Annotated in this window: 14 protein-coding genes; 2 read left to right on the plus strand and 12 right to left on the minus strand. The window is 64.8% G+C overall.

Annotated features, from left to right (window positions below; genetic code table 11):
• The first annotated feature begins 124 nt into the window (after window positions 1-124).
• Both eno and ftsB read left to right on the plus strand, forming a co-directional pair.
• The gene (gene eno / locus C7440_RS05960) at window positions 125-1,411 is read left to right on the plus strand and encodes a phosphopyruvate hydratase (protein WP_017525887.1); all 1,287 of its coding nucleotides are present in this window, start codon (window positions 125-127) and stop codon (window positions 1,409-1,411) included.
• A gap of 41 nt (window positions 1,412-1,452) precedes the next feature.
• The gene (ftsB, locus tag C7440_RS05965; protein ID WP_017525888.1) at window positions 1,453-1,782 is read left to right on the plus strand and encodes a cell division protein FtsB; all 330 of its coding nucleotides are present in this window, start codon (window positions 1,453-1,455) and stop codon (window positions 1,780-1,782) included.
• 63 nt (window positions 1,783-1,845) lie between these two features.
• On the opposite strand, the gene C7440_RS05970 is transcribed toward ftsB, so the two are convergent.
• From C7440_RS05970 to leuS, 12 genes are all read right to left on the minus strand, one after another.
• Window positions 1,846-2,853, minus strand: a complete 1,008-nt coding sequence (locus tag C7440_RS05970; protein ID WP_116517788.1) for a TadE/TadG family type IV pilus assembly protein — start codon at window positions 2,851-2,853, stop codon at window positions 1,846-1,848.
• Between the two features lie 64 nt (window positions 2,854-2,917).
• Entirely contained in the window at window positions 2,918-3,835 is a 918-nt protein-coding gene (hslO, locus tag C7440_RS05975; protein WP_116517789.1) for an Hsp33 family molecular chaperone HslO, read from the minus strand.
• Window positions 3,836-3,837: 2 nt separating this feature from the next.
• Window positions 3,838-4,359, minus strand: coding sequence for a gamma carbonic anhydrase family protein (locus C7440_RS05980; protein WP_116517790.1), 522 nt, complete (start codon window positions 4,357-4,359; stop codon window positions 3,838-3,840).
• Between the two features lie 28 nt (window positions 4,360-4,387).
• Window positions 4,388-5,674, minus strand: a complete 1,287-nt coding sequence (locus tag C7440_RS05985) for an AMP-binding protein (protein ID WP_243410829.1) — start codon at window positions 5,672-5,674, stop codon at window positions 4,388-4,390.
• Between the two features lie 179 nt (window positions 5,675-5,853).
• Window positions 5,854-6,390, minus strand: coding sequence for an RDD family protein (locus C7440_RS05990; RefSeq protein WP_017525893.1), 537 nt, complete (start codon window positions 6,388-6,390; stop codon window positions 5,854-5,856).
• 183 nt (window positions 6,391-6,573) lie between these two features.
• Window positions 6,574-6,765, minus strand: coding sequence for a hypothetical protein (locus C7440_RS05995; protein WP_017525894.1), 192 nt, complete (start codon window positions 6,763-6,765; stop codon window positions 6,574-6,576).
• A gap of 110 nt (window positions 6,766-6,875) precedes the next feature.
• Window positions 6,876-8,327 (minus strand): THUMP domain-containing class I SAM-dependent RNA methyltransferase, encoded by a 1,452-nt coding sequence (locus tag C7440_RS06000; RefSeq protein ID WP_116517792.1) that lies wholly within the window; start codon window positions 8,325-8,327, stop codon window positions 6,876-6,878.
• A 36-nt stretch (window positions 8,328-8,363) separates the two neighbouring features.
• Window positions 8,364-8,780, minus strand: coding sequence for a CopD family protein (locus C7440_RS06005; protein ID WP_026068227.1), 417 nt, complete (start codon window positions 8,778-8,780; stop codon window positions 8,364-8,366).
• 4 nt (window positions 8,781-8,784) lie between these two features.
• Complete coding sequence (locus C7440_RS06010; protein ID WP_116517793.1) at window positions 8,785-10,080, minus strand: glutamate-5-semialdehyde dehydrogenase; 1,296 nt, start codon at window positions 10,078-10,080, stop codon at window positions 8,785-8,787.
• A 64-nt stretch (window positions 10,081-10,144) separates the two neighbouring features.
• Window positions 10,145-11,215, minus strand: coding sequence for a DNA polymerase III subunit delta (gene holA, locus C7440_RS06015; protein WP_116517794.1), 1,071 nt, complete (start codon window positions 11,213-11,215; stop codon window positions 10,145-10,147).
• 6 nt (window positions 11,216-11,221) lie between these two features.
• The gene (locus tag C7440_RS06020; RefSeq protein ID WP_116517795.1) at window positions 11,222-11,896 is read right to left on the minus strand and encodes an LPS-assembly lipoprotein LptE; all 675 of its coding nucleotides are present in this window, start codon (window positions 11,894-11,896) and stop codon (window positions 11,222-11,224) included.
• A 13-nt stretch (window positions 11,897-11,909) separates the two neighbouring features.
• A complete protein-coding gene (gene leuS, locus C7440_RS06025; RefSeq protein ID WP_116517796.1) occupies window positions 11,910-14,567 on the minus strand; it encodes a leucine--tRNA ligase in 2,658 nt (885 codons plus the stop codon).
• Window positions 14,568-14,636 lie beyond the last annotated feature (69 nt).

The raw sequence follows: 14,636 nt of genomic DNA on the forward strand, positions 1-14,636 counted from the left end.
GGGCCTGCAACAGGGTGGTCAAGCCCGCGCTTTTGCACAGTACAATCAATTTTTTACGGTCATCCGGCGCGCAGCGCCGCGGTAAACGTCGATTCCCAATCCATCAGGCAGGATAATCAATACTATGAGTGCAATCGTAGACATCATCGGACGCGAAATTCTTGACTCACGCGGCAACCCCACTGTCGAGTGCGACGTCTTGCTCGAATCGGGCGCCATGGGCCGCGCCGCAGTGCCTTCGGGTGCATCCACCGGCTCTCGCGAGGCGATCGAGCTGCGTGATGGCGACAAGGCCCGCTACCTGGGCAAGGGTGTGCTGCGCGCGGTCGAGAACGTCAACACCGAGATCTCCGAAGCATTGATGGGCCTCGACGCGCAAGAGCAGACCTTCGTTGATCGCACCCTGATCGATCTCGACGGCACCGAGAACAAAGAGCGCCTTGGCGCCAACGCCATGCTGGCGGCCAGCATGGCCGTGGCCCGGGCGGCGGCCGACGACTCGGGCCTGTCGCTGTACCGTTATTTCGGCGGCAGCGGTCCTATGCAGATGCCCGTACCCATGATGAACGTCATCAACGGCGGGGCGCATGCCAACAACACGCTCGACATGCAAGAGTTCATGATCCTGCCCGTGGGCGCCAGCAGCTTTCGCGAATCGCTTCGCATGGGCGCCGAAGTCTTTCATGCGCTCAAAAAGCTCATCCACGACCAGGGCATGTCCACCGCTGTGGGCGACGAGGGCGGTTTCGCGCCCAACGTCGCCAACCACGAGGCGGCCATCCAGTTGATCCTGCAGGCCATCTCCGAGGCCGGCTACGAAGCGGGTTCGCAAATCGCGCTGGGCCTTGATTGCGCCAGTTCCGAATTCTATCGCGACGGCCGCTACCACCTGGCCGGCGAAGGCGGCGTGGCGCTCAGCTCGCAAGATTTCTCCAACCTGCTGGCCACGTGGTGCGACAAATACCCCATCATCACCATCGAAGACGGCATGGCCGAAAACGACTGGGAAGGCTGGAAGGTTCTTTCCGACCAACTGGGCAAGAAGGTGCAGCTGGTGGGCGACGACCTCTTCGTCACCAATACGCGCATCCTCAAGCAGGGCATCGAACAAGGCATCGCCAACTCCATCCTCATCAAGATCAACCAGATCGGCACGCTTACCGAAACCTTCGCGGCCATTGAGATGGCAAAGCGCGCGGGCTATACGGCCGTCATCTCGCATCGCTCGGGCGAAACCGAAGACTCCACCATCGCCGATATCGCCGTGGCCACCAATGCCATGCAGATCAAGACCGGCTCGCTGTCGCGTTCCGACCGCATGGCCAAGTACAACCAGCTCCTGCGCATCGAAGAAGAACTCGCCGACGTCGCCACCTATCCCGGCCGCGACGCTTTCTATAATCTGCGTTAACAGCCAGAGCCCGGTGCCTGGCCCACGGGCGGCTGACGACCATGCGACTGTTACTCATTGTTCTGGTCCTGCTGACGGCATTCATCCAATACCCTTTGTGGCTGGGAAAGGGCGGATGGATGCGCGTCCACGAGCTTGAGCAGCAGATCGCGGCGCAAAACGAAACCAACGAAGCCCTGGTGGCCCGCAACAATGCGCTGGCCGCCGAAGTGCAAGACCTCAAGTCGGGCACCCAGGCGGTAGAAGAGCGCGCGCGCGGCGAGATGGGCATGGTCAAAGAGGGCGAGGTCTTTGTCCAGCTGCTGGCGCCCAACGAGAAACAGCCCGTGGTGTCCAAGCCCAAGACGCCTTCGCGCCAACACAGCCGCTAACCGGCTTTCGCCCGCCTTCTTCAGCATCGGGCGCATGCATCTTGCAAATGCGCCTCGCTTTAGCTAACCCGTTACGCAACACAGCACTGTTCCGCAGGCGACGTCGTCCGCAGGGGGCAGGCCCGGGCTATCGGGTGGCGGCGGCTGCGCGCCGGGCGGCATGTCGACGGGGTGCTCGGCGGCAGGCGGCGTGGTGGAGGGAGGGCCCGATGCCGGCGGAAGGGTGCCCGAGCCAGGCATCGCCGGCATGTGTGGGCCCGACGAGACCGGGCGTGCGCGTTCGCACCATATGCCTCTGCAAGCCAGGGTCGTTCCTGGGGGCGGGCCGGCCTCGAACGCAGGTTCCGACGCCCCCAGAACCTTGGCGCCCGAATGCGGCCAGGCCACCGGGTGGGATTGCATGGCCAGGCGCAATGTCTGGCGCAGAGGCAGGTAGCCGCCCGCCAGCGCCTGCCGGGCGTGGCCGGTGGATCCCGGCGACAGCAGGCGCAGCAGCGCGCCCATGCCCGGCACCAGCGGCTCGTGCATGTAGCTAAGGTGCAGGGCCAGTTCGTTGGCTTCGAAGATGGTGGCGCCCGATAGCGGGCCGAGCCCGCTTGCCCACCCTTGCTGCTGGTGGCGCAGGTGTTGTTCGGCCTGGTAGTTGTTGTCGATGGCCGCCAGCCCGTCCGCGCCGGCGACCTTCAGGCCGGGAGAGGCGAAATCCAGGAAGGCCGTGGCCTGCGGCGCAATGACCTTGATCTGCCATGGGGGCGCCCCGGTGGCGGCCTGCCGCCGTTCAAATGCCTGTTGCATGTGCTGCCGCGCGCCGTGCGCGGAAGGGGACGGGAACAACGGGAGCAGGGCGTGCTCGAAGGCCGCCTCGATGGATGCGGGTCGGGCATGGTCGACAATGCCTGCTCTTGCGGCCTCAAGCAGGGCCAGGCTGATGGCTTGCTTGACGAAGAACCAGCGGCCAAGCTCGATTGCGCCCAGCCCGGCCAGCAGGATGGGTATGGCGGCCAGGGTGAACTCGACCGCGCTCGAACCCCGCTGGCGGCCCGAAGCGAAGCGGCACGAATGGATGGGCATTCGTGGAGTGTGCCCCGGGGCGGGGTCGGGCGTCGATTGTGGAAAATGCCCTGTGCGAATTTACTCAGTGGATCGAGCCGGCGCCCGAGGGCGGGGTATCTTGGGGGTTGGTGAACAGCCGGGTGCAATCGATGGCGTCGAATTGATAAGGCTTGCCGCAAAAATTGCACGACACGTCGATCTGGTTGCGCTGCGAGAGGATGTCTTCGACTTCTTCCTGGCCCAGCATGCGCAGCATGTTGGCCACTCGTTCGCGAGTGCAGGGGCAGTGCCAGCGCACTGCCTGGGGGTCGAAGGCCAGCAGGCTTTCTTCCCAGAACAGCCGGTGTATCAGCGTGTCGGTATCGAGTTCCAGCAATTCGCCGGGCTCGAGCGTAGAGGCCAGGGCCACGGCTCTTTCCCAGGTATCGTGCCCGGGCTCGGGCCCTTGTACGCCGCCCTGGTCGGGCATGCGCTGCAGCAGCAGGCCTGAGGCATGGCCTGCGTCGGCGGCAAGCCAGAGCCGGGTGTCGAGTTGTTCAGAGGTGCGCATGTAGTGTTCGAGCACTTGGGCGACGCTGTCGCCCTCAAGCGGCACGACCCCCTGGTAGGGCTGCATGGTGGCGTTTCTTTGCCGGGGGTCGAGCACCACGATGAAACGGCCCTGCCCCTGGCTGTTGAGCAGGCTTTGCAGGCTGCCGTTGCGAGGCACGGCAAGGCCTTCGCGCAGGCTGGCCGTGGCGCGTATGGAAAGGTCGGAAGTGCATTCGACGACAATCAGCGAAACAGGCCCGTCGCCCTGCAGTTGCAGCACCAGCGAGCCGTCGAACTTGATGTTGGCGGCCAGCAGCACGGCTGCCGCGGCAAGTTCGCCCAGCAGCCTTTGCACGCAGGGCGGGTAGCTTTGATGGGCCAGGCCGGTGCGCCACGCCTCGTCGAGCTTGAGCGCTTGCACGCGCACGCTGTGGTCTTGAAACAGGTACTTCTTGAGTAGATCGGCCATGATCAGGAAACCCGTTTCAGGCTCTGGCGGTACTCGCGGGCGCGCAGCACATAGCTTTCGGTGTTTTCGTGCATGAACCGGATTTCGTTCTCGGACAGCTGGCGCACGATCTTGCCCACGCCCACCACCAGCGAGTTGTCGGGAATCTGCCGGCCCTCGGGAATGAGGGCGCCGGCGCCGATAAGACAGTTGCGGCCGATATGGGCATTGTTGAGCACGATGGCCTGGATGCCTATGAGGGCGCCGTCTTCGATGGTGCAGCCGTGCAGCATGGCCTGGTGGCCGATGGTAACGTTGGCCCCGACGGTAAGAGGCACGCCGGTGTCGACGTGCAGGACGCTGTTTTCCTGGACGTTGCTGTTGCGGCCTATCTTGATGACTGCGTTGTCGCCGCGAATGCTGGCGTTGGACCAGACGCTGACGCCGGCTTCGAGCACGACATGCCCGATGATGTCGGCGCTGTCGAAGATGAAAGTGTCTTTGTCTATGATGGGAGCGAGCCCGTCGAACTCGTAAATGGCCATGGAAATCCCGTGTAGTGTTGAGAGTAGCTCAAGGGGATTGTATAGCGGACGTGCAGGAGCCCATGTACCAGAAGTTGCCGTGCCGGTCGACCCGGGCCTGTACGCCGCTGAGCCACCAGTCGCCGATGAAGCGGGCATGCGTTGCGTCGGGGTCGTTCCAGTAGTTCTGGAACAGGGCCGGATCGGGATGGCCATTGACGTCGTAGCGATTGACCGCGAGTTCGCCGGCGACGTCGGCGGGGCAGGGCAGGCCCTGGGGGTCGAGCACCGTGACCAGGTGGCCGGGATAGGGGCGGCCTATGCTGCCCGGCGCGGCGGGCCATTTGTGCTGGCTGTTGCCTATGAACAGCGGCGCCTCGGGGGTGCCCAGCACGATGTTGGGGGCGATGCCCAGATGTCGCTCGCACCACTGGTACATGGCTTCGTTGCGATCGCCCGCGCCATTGAAGGCGATGGCGCGCAGGGACAGCTGCATGTCAGGGGCGGTTGCCGGCTCTGCCTCGGAGGCCATCTGTTCGAGCTGATGCGCGGGAAAGTACGCGTGGGTGACGCCGTAGCGGTCAAGGATCTCGAGTGCGCGGGCGCCCGAGAACCGCCCCAGGGCGGCCACGACCGGCCGTCCGAAATACAGGGCGGGCAGCAGCGCCGACATCAGGCCTTCGGCCGACATCCAGTCGGCGGGGCTCCAGAAAGGCCCGGCCATGCTGGGAAACCAATTTTGCGAGGCGACAAAACCCGGCAGGCTGCCGATGAGCGCCCCATGGGAGATGAGCACGCCCTTGAGCGGCTTGTCGGCGGGGTTCTTGTACACCAGCAGGGCGGGCCGCGAAGCGTTGAGCAGGGTGGGCTTGAAGGTGGCGGGCTGGCGGGCCAGCAGCGTGCGCCACGGGATGATGTTGTCATGCTGAAAGCCCAGGCCCACGATTTGTGAAAGCTCGGGGTAGTTCATGTGGGCCTGCAGCAGGTCGGGGCCCGAAAGGGTATCGACCAGCGCCACCCGCGCCTGGGCATGCCGCAGGCAGGCTTCGATGGCGCCTGATTCGAGCGAGCCCGGAAGCGGGACGGCCATGGCGCCTACGCTGAATATGGCCATATAGCTGGCAACGGCTTCAGGGCGCTGCCCCATGGCGATGCCCACCCGGTCTCCGGGCTGCACACCCATGCGCAGCAGGCCATTGGCCAGCTGGTTGCTGGTTTCGGACAGGCGAGTATAAGACCAGCTGTCTACGTGGCCGAGTTCATCTTCTGTGTAGATGGCGGTGCGCCGGCCTTCATGGGAGTTTTCGGCCCAGCGGTGCAGGCACGCCTGAGCCATATTGAATTGTGAAGGGACAAGCCATTGGTAAGAAGAGTACAGCTCCGCGTATTGATCGTTCATTTCTGTGGAGAATCAGCTTGGCAGATGATGGCGTGGGCTTCTGGTACCCCGCAAGCATGAACGACAAGCGGGTTCTGTGCAATCCCCCGCGTTTCAGAAAGTGTCCGTACTAGGGTTTATACCGCCTTTGCCGCCTTGGTATCGGTGTGGACCAGCCGGGTGCCCAGCAGGCGATCATGAAGGAACTGGCCCTGCGGGTCGAGCCAGGTCCACAGGAAGACGGTGAAGGGGGCGAATACGATCAGCATATCGGTGGAACGGTAGCCGGTAAGGTGTGAAGCCCCCTGGATCAGCAGGGCGGCGACCAGCGGGATGGGCCACATCAGTATGTAGCGCAGAACCAGGCGGCTGAGCACGGGCGTGCGGCCGTCACGGTCGACCAGACGGATGTTCCAGGTCTTCATGGGCAAGGTCTGGCCGCTGTAGCGCCAGCACATGACGAAATAGACCCCTATGGCCACGAAAAGCACGACCTGCCGCAGACTGCGCAGGGTCAGGCCGCTGCGGCTCTGGGTAAGGGTGTCGAACAGATAGCCGGCCAGGAAGACCACCGCGAAAAGCAATACGCCTTCGTACATCATGCTGGCGAAGCGGCGCCATCGGCTGGGTACGGTGGCGGTAAGACCCGAGTCGAAGGTGATGGGATGTTGCATGGCAAAAAGACCGGACGGTGGAGGTTGGGCGCCCAACTTGGGCGAATCCCTCTATTATCCTGCATAAATGCGGCGCTTTGCCGCCCGGGGCCCGACGGCAAAAAAGCCGCGATTGCGGCTTTTTTCAGTGGCCGGGTTCATCCGGCATGGCCGCCGAAAGGGCGGCCCGTCGCGATGGACCGATCAGGCGGCCGATTCGGCGTTGCGGGGTGCAACTTTCACGCCGGCGGCTTGCTTGGAAGAACCATTCAGCTTAACGAACAGGTTCTTGAGGGCCTTGCCGGGCTTGAAGCGAGCCTGCTCTTCGATCGCTTCTTGCATCAGCTGGCGTTCGAGTTCATCGGTCAGACGGATTTCGCTATTCAGGTGGATCATGATTGGCCTCTCTACATGAAATGAACGTTTCGTTCAGGGTTAACCCTATTATAGGGTTAACCCTAGCCAATAGCAAGCCAGAATGTTGCGCTGCGACAGAGTGTTGCTTTTTAGTCTGATCCGTCGCCGCGGGCGGGACGCCGATAGCCCGATTCGACCATCTCGAAGCTGAAAAGCCGGCAATCGAGGGGGCCATTGTGCAGCGGTCGGCGCCGCAGGGGTTTCAGCCGCATGCGCTGGGGAAGGTCCAGGTCGCTGGAAATCACATGTACCTGCCAGCCGCTGTAGTTCTTCTTGAGATTCTGTGACCATTCGCGCCAGAGTTCGGGCTCGTCGCCGGGCAGGCGTTCGCCGTAGGGCGGATTGGTGACAATCCAGCCCTGTTCGGCAGGCGGCTGCACGGTGCGCGCATCACCCACTTCGAATCGTATGGTGTCGGGGGTAAGCCAGGCGCGCTCGACGTTCTGCCTGGCGGCATCGATGACGGCCGGGTCGAGGTCGACGCCGACCAGCGGCGCGTCCAGGCGTGTCGCAATGCGGCTGCGCGCATCTTCCTTCAGATCGCGCCAGTGGCGGGCGTCGTGGTTGCGCAGCCGTTCGAAGCCGAACGGCCGCCAGATGCCGGCGGGCACGCCCAAGGCGATCCAGGCGGCCTCGATGAGTATGGTGCCGCTGCCGCAGAAAGGGTCGAGCAGCGCCTGGGCCGGATCCCAGTCGGCCAGCGCCAGCAGGCCTGCCGCCAGATTCTCGCGTATGGGCGCCTCGCCCTTGTCGAGGCGCCAGCCGCGCTTGAACAGCGATTCGCCAGTGGTGTCGAGGTACAGCGTGGCCGTATCTTCGGCAAGAAACAGATGCACCCGGGCGTCGGGGCGCACGGTGTCGATGTCGGGCCTGCTGCCTTCCCGGTCGCGCAGCCGGTCGCAAATGCCGTCCTTGGCGCGCAGATTGCAGTACTGCAGGCTTTTCATGGGGCTGCGGATGGCCGAGGTGTCTACCCGCAGGGTCTGCTCCGCGCCGAACCAGCGCTCCCATTCGGTGTTGCGGGCAAGCTCTAGGATGTCGTCTTCGTGCCGGACGGGCCCTTGCGACACCTGTACCAGTACACGGGTGGCCAGGCGCGAGTAAAGATTGATGCGCAGGATGCCGGTCCAGTCGGTCCGCAGGCGGCAGCCGGCGCGATCGGCCGAGGCGTCTTCGAAGCCCAGGGCCTGCAGTTCGAGCGCCAGTGCCTCTTCCAGGCCATGGGGGCAGGGCGTGAACACCGCGAATATTTCGGCCAGTCGCCTGGAAGAACCCTGTGCCGGGCGCGCCGCGCGGCGGCGTGTCGTCACTCGGGGCGCCTCGTCGCTTTCGGTTCGGCCGGCGGATTCGGCTTGCGCCGTTGGTCGCCTGGCTTCGACTGGATTGCCGGCCCGTGGCGTATCGTGCTGCTGGCGCTCGCGCAGGGCAACCTGGCGGGCGCGGGCGCCCGATCGCTTGCGCTTGTCGTCCTCTGTGCCGGACGGAGCGGCAGGCTTTTTCTTCAGGGAGAGCGTCTTGCCGGGCTTGTTGGAATCGGTCATGGAAGTAGGGGGCTGCTTGGGTTGGGCGGGGCGGCGCTAGAAAGGCCGCACAATGACCAGGATGAGCACGGCCAGCAGCAAAAGCACCGGAATCTCGTTGAACCAGCGGTAGAAGCGATGGCCGCGCGTGTTGCGTCCGGCCGCAAATTTCTTGAGCAGGCGGCCGCAGGCGTGATGGTAGCCCAGCAGCAGCAGCACGCACAGCAGCTTGGCGTGCATCCAGCCCTGGCCCATGCCCAGGCCATAGCCCAGGAACAGCCACAAGCCCAGCAGCAGCGCCGGAATGGCCAGTATGGTCATGAAGCGGTACAGCCGCTGGGCCATGCCCAGCAAATGACGCTGCACGGCAGGCTCGGTGCTTTGCGCCAGGTTGACGTAGATGCGCGGCAGGTAGAACAGCGCTGCAAACCACGAAATGACGAAAAGCAGGTGAAAGGTCTTGATCCAGAGCATGGGGTCAGCCGCGCAGCTGGCCATCGCCGGTCAGTACCCACTTGTAGGTGGTAAGGCCTTCGAGGCCGACCGGGCCGCGCGCATGCAGCCTGTTGGTGGAAATGCCGATCTCGGCGCCCAGGCCGTACTCGAAGCCATCGGCAAAACAGGTGGGCAGGTTGATGTAGACGGAGCTGGAGTCGACTTCGCGCTGGAAGCGCGTGGCGGCCGGGAGGTTTTCGGTGACGATGGATTCGGTGTGGCCGGAGCTCCAGCGCGCGATGTGCTCGATGGCCTGCTGCAGGTCGTCGACCACCCTGATGGCCAGGATGGGCTCGAGGTATTCGGTGGCCCAGTCTTCGTCGGTGGCGGGGCCGACGCCGGACACCAGCGCCTGGGTCTGTTCGCAGCCGCGCAGCTCGACGCCCTTGTCGCGCAGGGTGGCAGCCAGCCTGGGCAGGATGGCGCCGGCTACGTCGCGATGGACCAGCAGGGTTTCCATGGTGCCGCAGATGCCGTAGCGGTAGGTCTTGGCATTGACGGCGATGTCGTGCGCCTTGTCGAGGTCGGCCGCCGCGTCGATGTAGACATGGCAGTTGCCGTCAAGGTGCTTGAGCAGCGGCACCTTGGCTTCCGCGGCCAGGCGGGCGATAAGCCCCTTGCCCCCGCGCGGGATGATGACGTCGATGTGTTCGGTAAGGGTGACGAGTTCGCCCACCAGGCCGCGATCGGTGGTGCCGGCGACCTGCACGGCGTCTTGCGGCAGGCCCGCGTCTTTGAGGCCGGCGCGGATGACCTCGCCCAGGGCCTGGTTCGAATGAAAGGCCTCGCTGCCGCCGCGCAAAATGGTGGCGTTGCCGGATTTCAGGCACAGGGCCGCGGCGTCGATCGTGACGTTGGGCCGCGATTCGTAGATGATGCCGATGACCCCCAGGGGAACCCGCATCTGGCCGACGCGCATGCCATTGGGGCGGACGACCGAGGTGGACTGGATGCCGACCGGGTCGGGCATGGCGGCAATTTGCTGAAGGCCGGCTGTCATGGTGGCCAGCGCCTTGTCCGAGAGGGTAAGGCGGTCGACCAGCGCCGCGGGCAAGTTGTTGCGGCGGGCCGCTTCGAGATCTTTGGCGTTGGCTTCCTGCAGGGCCTGTTTGCCTTGCTGCAGGCGTTCGGCCATGGCGCGCAGGGCTGCCGATTTGGCAGAGTCGGGGGCGCTGAGCATGAGGCGGGCCGCGGCGCGTGCGCGCTGGCCGAGCTCGAGCGCCGCTGCGCGGGTGGACTGTTCGACGGCGTGGGTGTCGTTGGAACCGGGGCTGTTCATGCTGGGCTCTGCAAAGAAAAGGTGCTGCGCCGCGGGCGCAGAAGAAACCTCTATTGTAATGGTGTCAGCCGGCCCGTGCCGCGCGCGGCGCCGCTACCCGCAGCACGAGCCTGGCGAGTTCTTCCCAGGGGTCGTCGAGCCGGCCCGATGCCTTCAGCCCCTTGATCAGCCGGTCGATGTCATGGGCATGCTGGACCGCCACGGGCCACAGCGCGGCGGGCAGGCGGCGCAGCGTCTGGCGCAGCATCTGTTCGCGCGGGCCGAAGACCCGTTGCTGTCGCATGGCGCCGCCGATGTCCTGGCCCGCCGCCTGCGCCGCGGCCAGCCTGGCCAACAGGCGGATTTCATCGCCCACCGCCCAGAGGACCAGCGGCAGGCCTTCGCCTTCGGCTTTCAGGCCGGCCAGGATGCGCAGCGCCCGGTTCGCCTGCCCGGACAGCATGGCGTCGCGCAGCCCGAAGACGTCGTAGCGCGCCACATCGAGTACGGCTTGCTCGACGTCCTTGGGGCTGATGGGGCCTTCGGGGTGCAGCAGGCCGAGTTTCTGGATTTCCTGGTGGGCCGCCAGCAGATTGCCTTCGACCTTGTCGGCCATCCATTCCAGGCTTTCGGGCTGAAGGCTCTGGCCCTGCCGCTGCAGGCGCTGGCGGATCCAGTCGGGCAGATGCTGGCGCTCGATGGTGGGCACTTCGATGAAGGCGTTTGCCTGCTGCAGCGCCGTGGCCCACTTGGCGGCGCGGGTGGAGCGGTCGAGCCGGGGCAGGCTGATGAGCACGACGGTGTCGGGCAGCGCCGAGCCGCCTGAAAGCCCAGCCAGGTTGACCAGCGTGTCGCCGCCGACCTTGCCCGGCTTGCCGCCGGGTATCTTGAGTTCGATGAGGCGGCGGTCGCCGAAAAGCGAGACGTTCTGTGTTGCGCCCAGCACAGCCGACCAGTCGCTGCGCGCATCCATGACCAGGCTGGTACGTTCGAGGTAGCCCGCCTTGGTGGCCAGCGCGCGCAGGCCGTCAAGCGCCTCGGTAAGCAGCAGCGGCTCGTCGCCCGAGATCACGTACAGGCCGTCCAGGCTGCGGCCCGACTGGCTTGCCTGGTCGAGTTGCCGCAAGAGGCCTTCGATGCCGAGCCCGCGCGCCATGGCTGCCTAGTACGAGGACGAGGGGATCATGTCGGGCCCTGGCAAGGGGGTGTAGTCGAGCGGAGGCATCGAATCGTCGGGGACGGCGGGCGTGGCAGGGGCGATGCCTTGGGTTGCGGGCTCGACGGCCGGGAGGTTGCGGTAGGCCTCATTGACCTCGGGAGAGGTGATGCGGCGTACGATGCGGTCTATCAGACTGCGCTGCATCTCTTGGAACAGCGAGCCGATCTCGCCCTGTTTGGCTTGCAGTGCGTCCGGGTCGTAGGGAACCTCGCGCGTGGAGCTCAGGGTCGTGGGGGGCAGCAGCTCGCGCCCCTGGGCATCGCTTAGTTTGAAGACGAAGACGAGATTGAGCTCGTATTCTTCGACGCGGCCTTCGGGGCTGATGGAGATTTCACGCATCGAGCGCTGCATCGAGATCTGGGTGAGGCGCACCTGGGCCTCGGTAACGTCGTCGACGAAACGGGTGTTGGGCGACGTAGCCACGATGAGGCGGCGCAGGTCGGCGCCAAACGCCGAGTTTTCGTTGATGTTGGTGTAAAGCGTGTCGAAGGGCAGGGGCGAAGTGCCCTTCAGCCGGAACCCGCAGGCGGCCAGCACAGCCAGCAGCAGCACGCAGGCGAGCCCGCGCAGCCCCAGGCGGGACGGAGTCGAGGTAGGGCGGTGCGCGAAGAGGTGCATGGTTTATCCGACGTTATCCGACGACATTGACGAGTTTACCGGGGACCACGATAACCCGCTTGACCGGGCGGCCTTCGAGGAAGCGGACCACGGCTTCGTGCCCGGCGGCCTGCTGCTCGATCTGGGGCTTGGGCGTACCGTTTGCCACCAGGATGGAGCCGCGCAGCTTGCCGTTGACCTGCAGCATGAGCTCGACTTCGTCGGCGACGAGGGCCGCTTCGTCGACTTGCGGCCAGGGGGCGTCGAGGATGTCGCCGTGGCGCTGCTGGTAGCCCAGTTCGCGCCAGAGCAGCCACGTAACGTGCGGCACCACTGGGTAAAGCACGCGAAGCAGCACGCCCAGCGCGTCGGCCATGCCCTGGCGGGCGATGGGCGTGTCGGGCAAGGCGGCCGACTCGAGGGTATTGAGCATTTTCATGCAGGCCGACACCACGGTGTTGTACTGGATGCGCTGGTAGTCGTAGTCGGCCTGCTTGAGCTGGCCGTACACTTCGCGGCGCAGGGTCTTGGTGGTGGAGTCGGCTTGGGACCAGTCGGCCTGTTCGGGGCCGAGGTCGCGAAGGGCCGCCTGCTGGGCATGGCACAAGCCCCATAGCCGGCGCAGGAAGCGATGCGCGCCCTCGACGCCGGAGTCGGACCATTCAAGGGTCTGCTCGGGCGGACTTGCGAACATGACGAAGAGACGGGCCGTGTCGGCGCCCATGGAGTCGATCAGCGATTGCGGGTCGACGCCATTGTTCTTGGACTTGGACATCGTGCCGATGCCGCCGTACTGCACGGCGGATCCGTCGGAGCGCAGGCGCGCGCCCACGATGACGCCCTTGGCGTCATGGATGTCTTCGACCTCGTCGGGCCAGAAGTATTCGATGCCGCCCTGTTCGTTCTTGCGTGAATAGATGTGGTTGAGAACCATGCCCTGGCAAAGCAGGCGGGTGAAGGGTTCGTCGAAATTCACCAGGCCCAGGTCGCGCATGACGCGCGTCCAGAAGCGCGCGTACAGCAGGTGCAGAACGGCGTGTTCGATGCCGCCGATGTACTGGTCCATGGGCATCCAGTAATCATTGCGGCTGTCGACCATGGCCTGGTCGTTGCCCGGTGAGGTATAGCGCATGAAATACCAGGACGAATCGACGAAGGTGTCCATGGTGTCGGTTTCACGCCGGGCGGGCTTGCCGCAACTGGGGCAGGTGCAGGAAAGAAAGGCCTCATGCTTGGCAAGCGGATTGCCGCTGCCGTCGGGGATGAGGTCGTCGGGCAGCACCACCGGAAGGTCTTTTTCGGGTACCGGCACCGGCCCGCAATGCTCGCAGTGGATGATGGGAATGGGGGTGCCCCAGTAGCGCTGGCGCGAGATGCCCCAGTCGCGCAGGCGCCAGGTGGTCTGCTTTTCGCCCAGGCCCTTGGCCGCCAGGTCGGCGGCCACCGCGTCGACCGTGGCCTGGTGATCGAGGCCGTCGTACTTGCCCGAATTGACGGTGCGGGCCTGCTGCTTGTCGCCGTACCATTCCTGCCATGCGTCCGTCGAAAACGTCTTGCCCTGGACGGCGATGACGTCCTGGATGGGCAGGCCGTACTTCTTGGCGAAGGCGAAGTCGCGTTCGTCGTGGGCCGGCACGCCCATGACGGCGCCGTCGCCGTAGCTCATGAGCACGTAGTTGCCCACCCAGACCTCGACGTCGTCGCCGGTAAGGGGGTGGGTGACCACAAGGCCGGTGCGCATGCCTTCTTTTTCGCGCGTGGCCATCTCGGCTTCGGTGGTGCCGCCCAGCTTGCAGGCCTCGATGAAGGCCGCCAGTTCGGGGTTGTTGCGAGCCGCGTGCGTTGCCAGGGGGTGCTCGGGCGCGACGGCGCAGAAGGTGACGCCCATGATGGTGTCTGCACGGGTGGTGAAGACGTACATGCGGCCGTCCTGGATGAGCTGGCCGTCATGGTCGTGAATAGTGTGGGTGAACGCGAAGCGCACGCCCTGGCTCTTGCCTATCCAGTTTTCCTGCATCAGGCGCACGCGCTCGGGCCAGCCGGGCAGGCCGTTCTGCACTTGGTCAAGCAGCTCTTCGGCGTAGTCGGTAATGCGCAGGTAGTAGCCGGGAATCTCGCGCTTCTCGATGGGCGCGCCCGAACGCCAGCCGCGGCCGTCGATGACCTGCTCGTTGGCCAGTACGGTCTGGTCGACCGGATCCCAGTTGACGACCTGGGTCTTGCGGTAGGCGATGCCTTTTTCGAGCATCTTGAGGAACAGCCACTGGTTCCACTTGTAGTAGTCGGGGTCGCAGGCGCACATTTCGCGCGACCAGTCTATGGCCAGCCCCATCGCCTGCATCTGCTTCTTCATGTAGGCGATGTTGTCGTAGGTCCATTTTGCGGGCGGAACCTTGGACTTGATGGCTGCGTTCTCGGCCGGCATGCCGAAGGCGTCCCAACCCATGGGCATCAGAACGTTGTATCCGCGCATGCGCAACTGGCGCGCCATCATGTCGTTGATGGTGTAGTTGCGTACGTGGCCCATGTGCAGCTTGCCGCTGGGGTAGGGCAGCATCGAGCAAGCGTAGAATTTGGGCTTGGGCTGGCCGTTGGCATCGACAGCGTGTTCGATGACGCGATAAGCGTCGCGCGCCTGCCAGTCTTGCCGGGCGGCCGCTTCGACTTCGGCGGGATTGTAGCGTTCCTGCATGGGTTCGGATTCTTTGTTTTGGGTTAGGCAAACGTCACATTATAGGACGCTGCTTGAAACCAAAATGCC

It is taken from the genome of Pusillimonas noertemannii, from assembly GCF_003096595.1.
In the GTDB taxonomy this organism is placed as follows: Bacteria; Pseudomonadota; Gammaproteobacteria; order Burkholderiales; family Burkholderiaceae_B; genus Pusillimonas; species Pusillimonas noertemannii.

Excerpts from the sequence above, each read along its gene's own strand:
- eno (WP_017525887.1), top strand. The coding sequence starts at position 125 with ATGAGTGCAATCGTAGACATCATCGGACGCGAAATTCTTGACTCACGC.
- ftsB (WP_017525888.1), top strand. The coding sequence starts at position 1,453 with ATGCGACTGTTACTCATTGTTCTGGTCCTGCTGACGGCATTCATCCAA.
- C7440_RS05970 (WP_116517788.1), bottom strand. The coding sequence starts at position 2,853 with ATGCCCATCCATTCGTGCCGCTTCGCTTCGGGCCGCCAGCGGGGTTCG.
- hslO (WP_116517789.1), bottom strand. The coding sequence starts at position 3,835 with ATGGCCGATCTACTCAAGAAGTACCTGTTTCAAGACCACAGCGTGCGC.
- C7440_RS05980 (WP_116517790.1), bottom strand. The coding sequence starts at position 4,359 with ATGGCCATTTACGAGTTCGACGGGCTCGCTCCCATCATAGACAAAGAC.
- C7440_RS05985 (WP_243410829.1), bottom strand. The coding sequence starts at position 5,674 with ATGGCTCAGGCGTGCCTGCACCGCTGGGCCGAAAACTCCCATGAAGGC.
- C7440_RS05990 (WP_017525893.1), bottom strand. The coding sequence starts at position 6,390 with ATGCAACATCCCATCACCTTCGACTCGGGTCTTACCGCCACCGTACCC.
- C7440_RS05995 (WP_017525894.1), bottom strand. The coding sequence starts at position 6,765 with ATGATCCACCTGAATAGCGAAATCCGTCTGACCGATGAACTCGAACGC.
- C7440_RS06000 (WP_116517792.1), bottom strand. The coding sequence starts at position 8,327 with ATGACCGATTCCAACAAGCCCGGCAAGACGCTCTCCCTGAAGAAAAAG.
- C7440_RS06005 (WP_026068227.1), bottom strand. The coding sequence starts at position 8,780 with ATGCTCTGGATCAAGACCTTTCACCTGCTTTTCGTCATTTCGTGGTTT.
- C7440_RS06010 (WP_116517793.1), bottom strand. The coding sequence starts at position 10,080 with ATGAACAGCCCCGGTTCCAACGACACCCACGCCGTCGAACAGTCCACC.
- holA (WP_116517794.1), bottom strand. The coding sequence starts at position 11,215 with ATGGCGCGCGGGCTCGGCATCGAAGGCCTCTTGCGGCAACTCGACCAG.
- C7440_RS06020 (WP_116517795.1), bottom strand. The coding sequence starts at position 11,896 with ATGCACCTCTTCGCGCACCGCCCTACCTCGACTCCGTCCCGCCTGGGG.
- leuS (WP_116517796.1), bottom strand. The coding sequence starts at position 14,567 with ATGCAGGAACGCTACAATCCCGCCGAAGTCGAAGCGGCCGCCCGGCAA.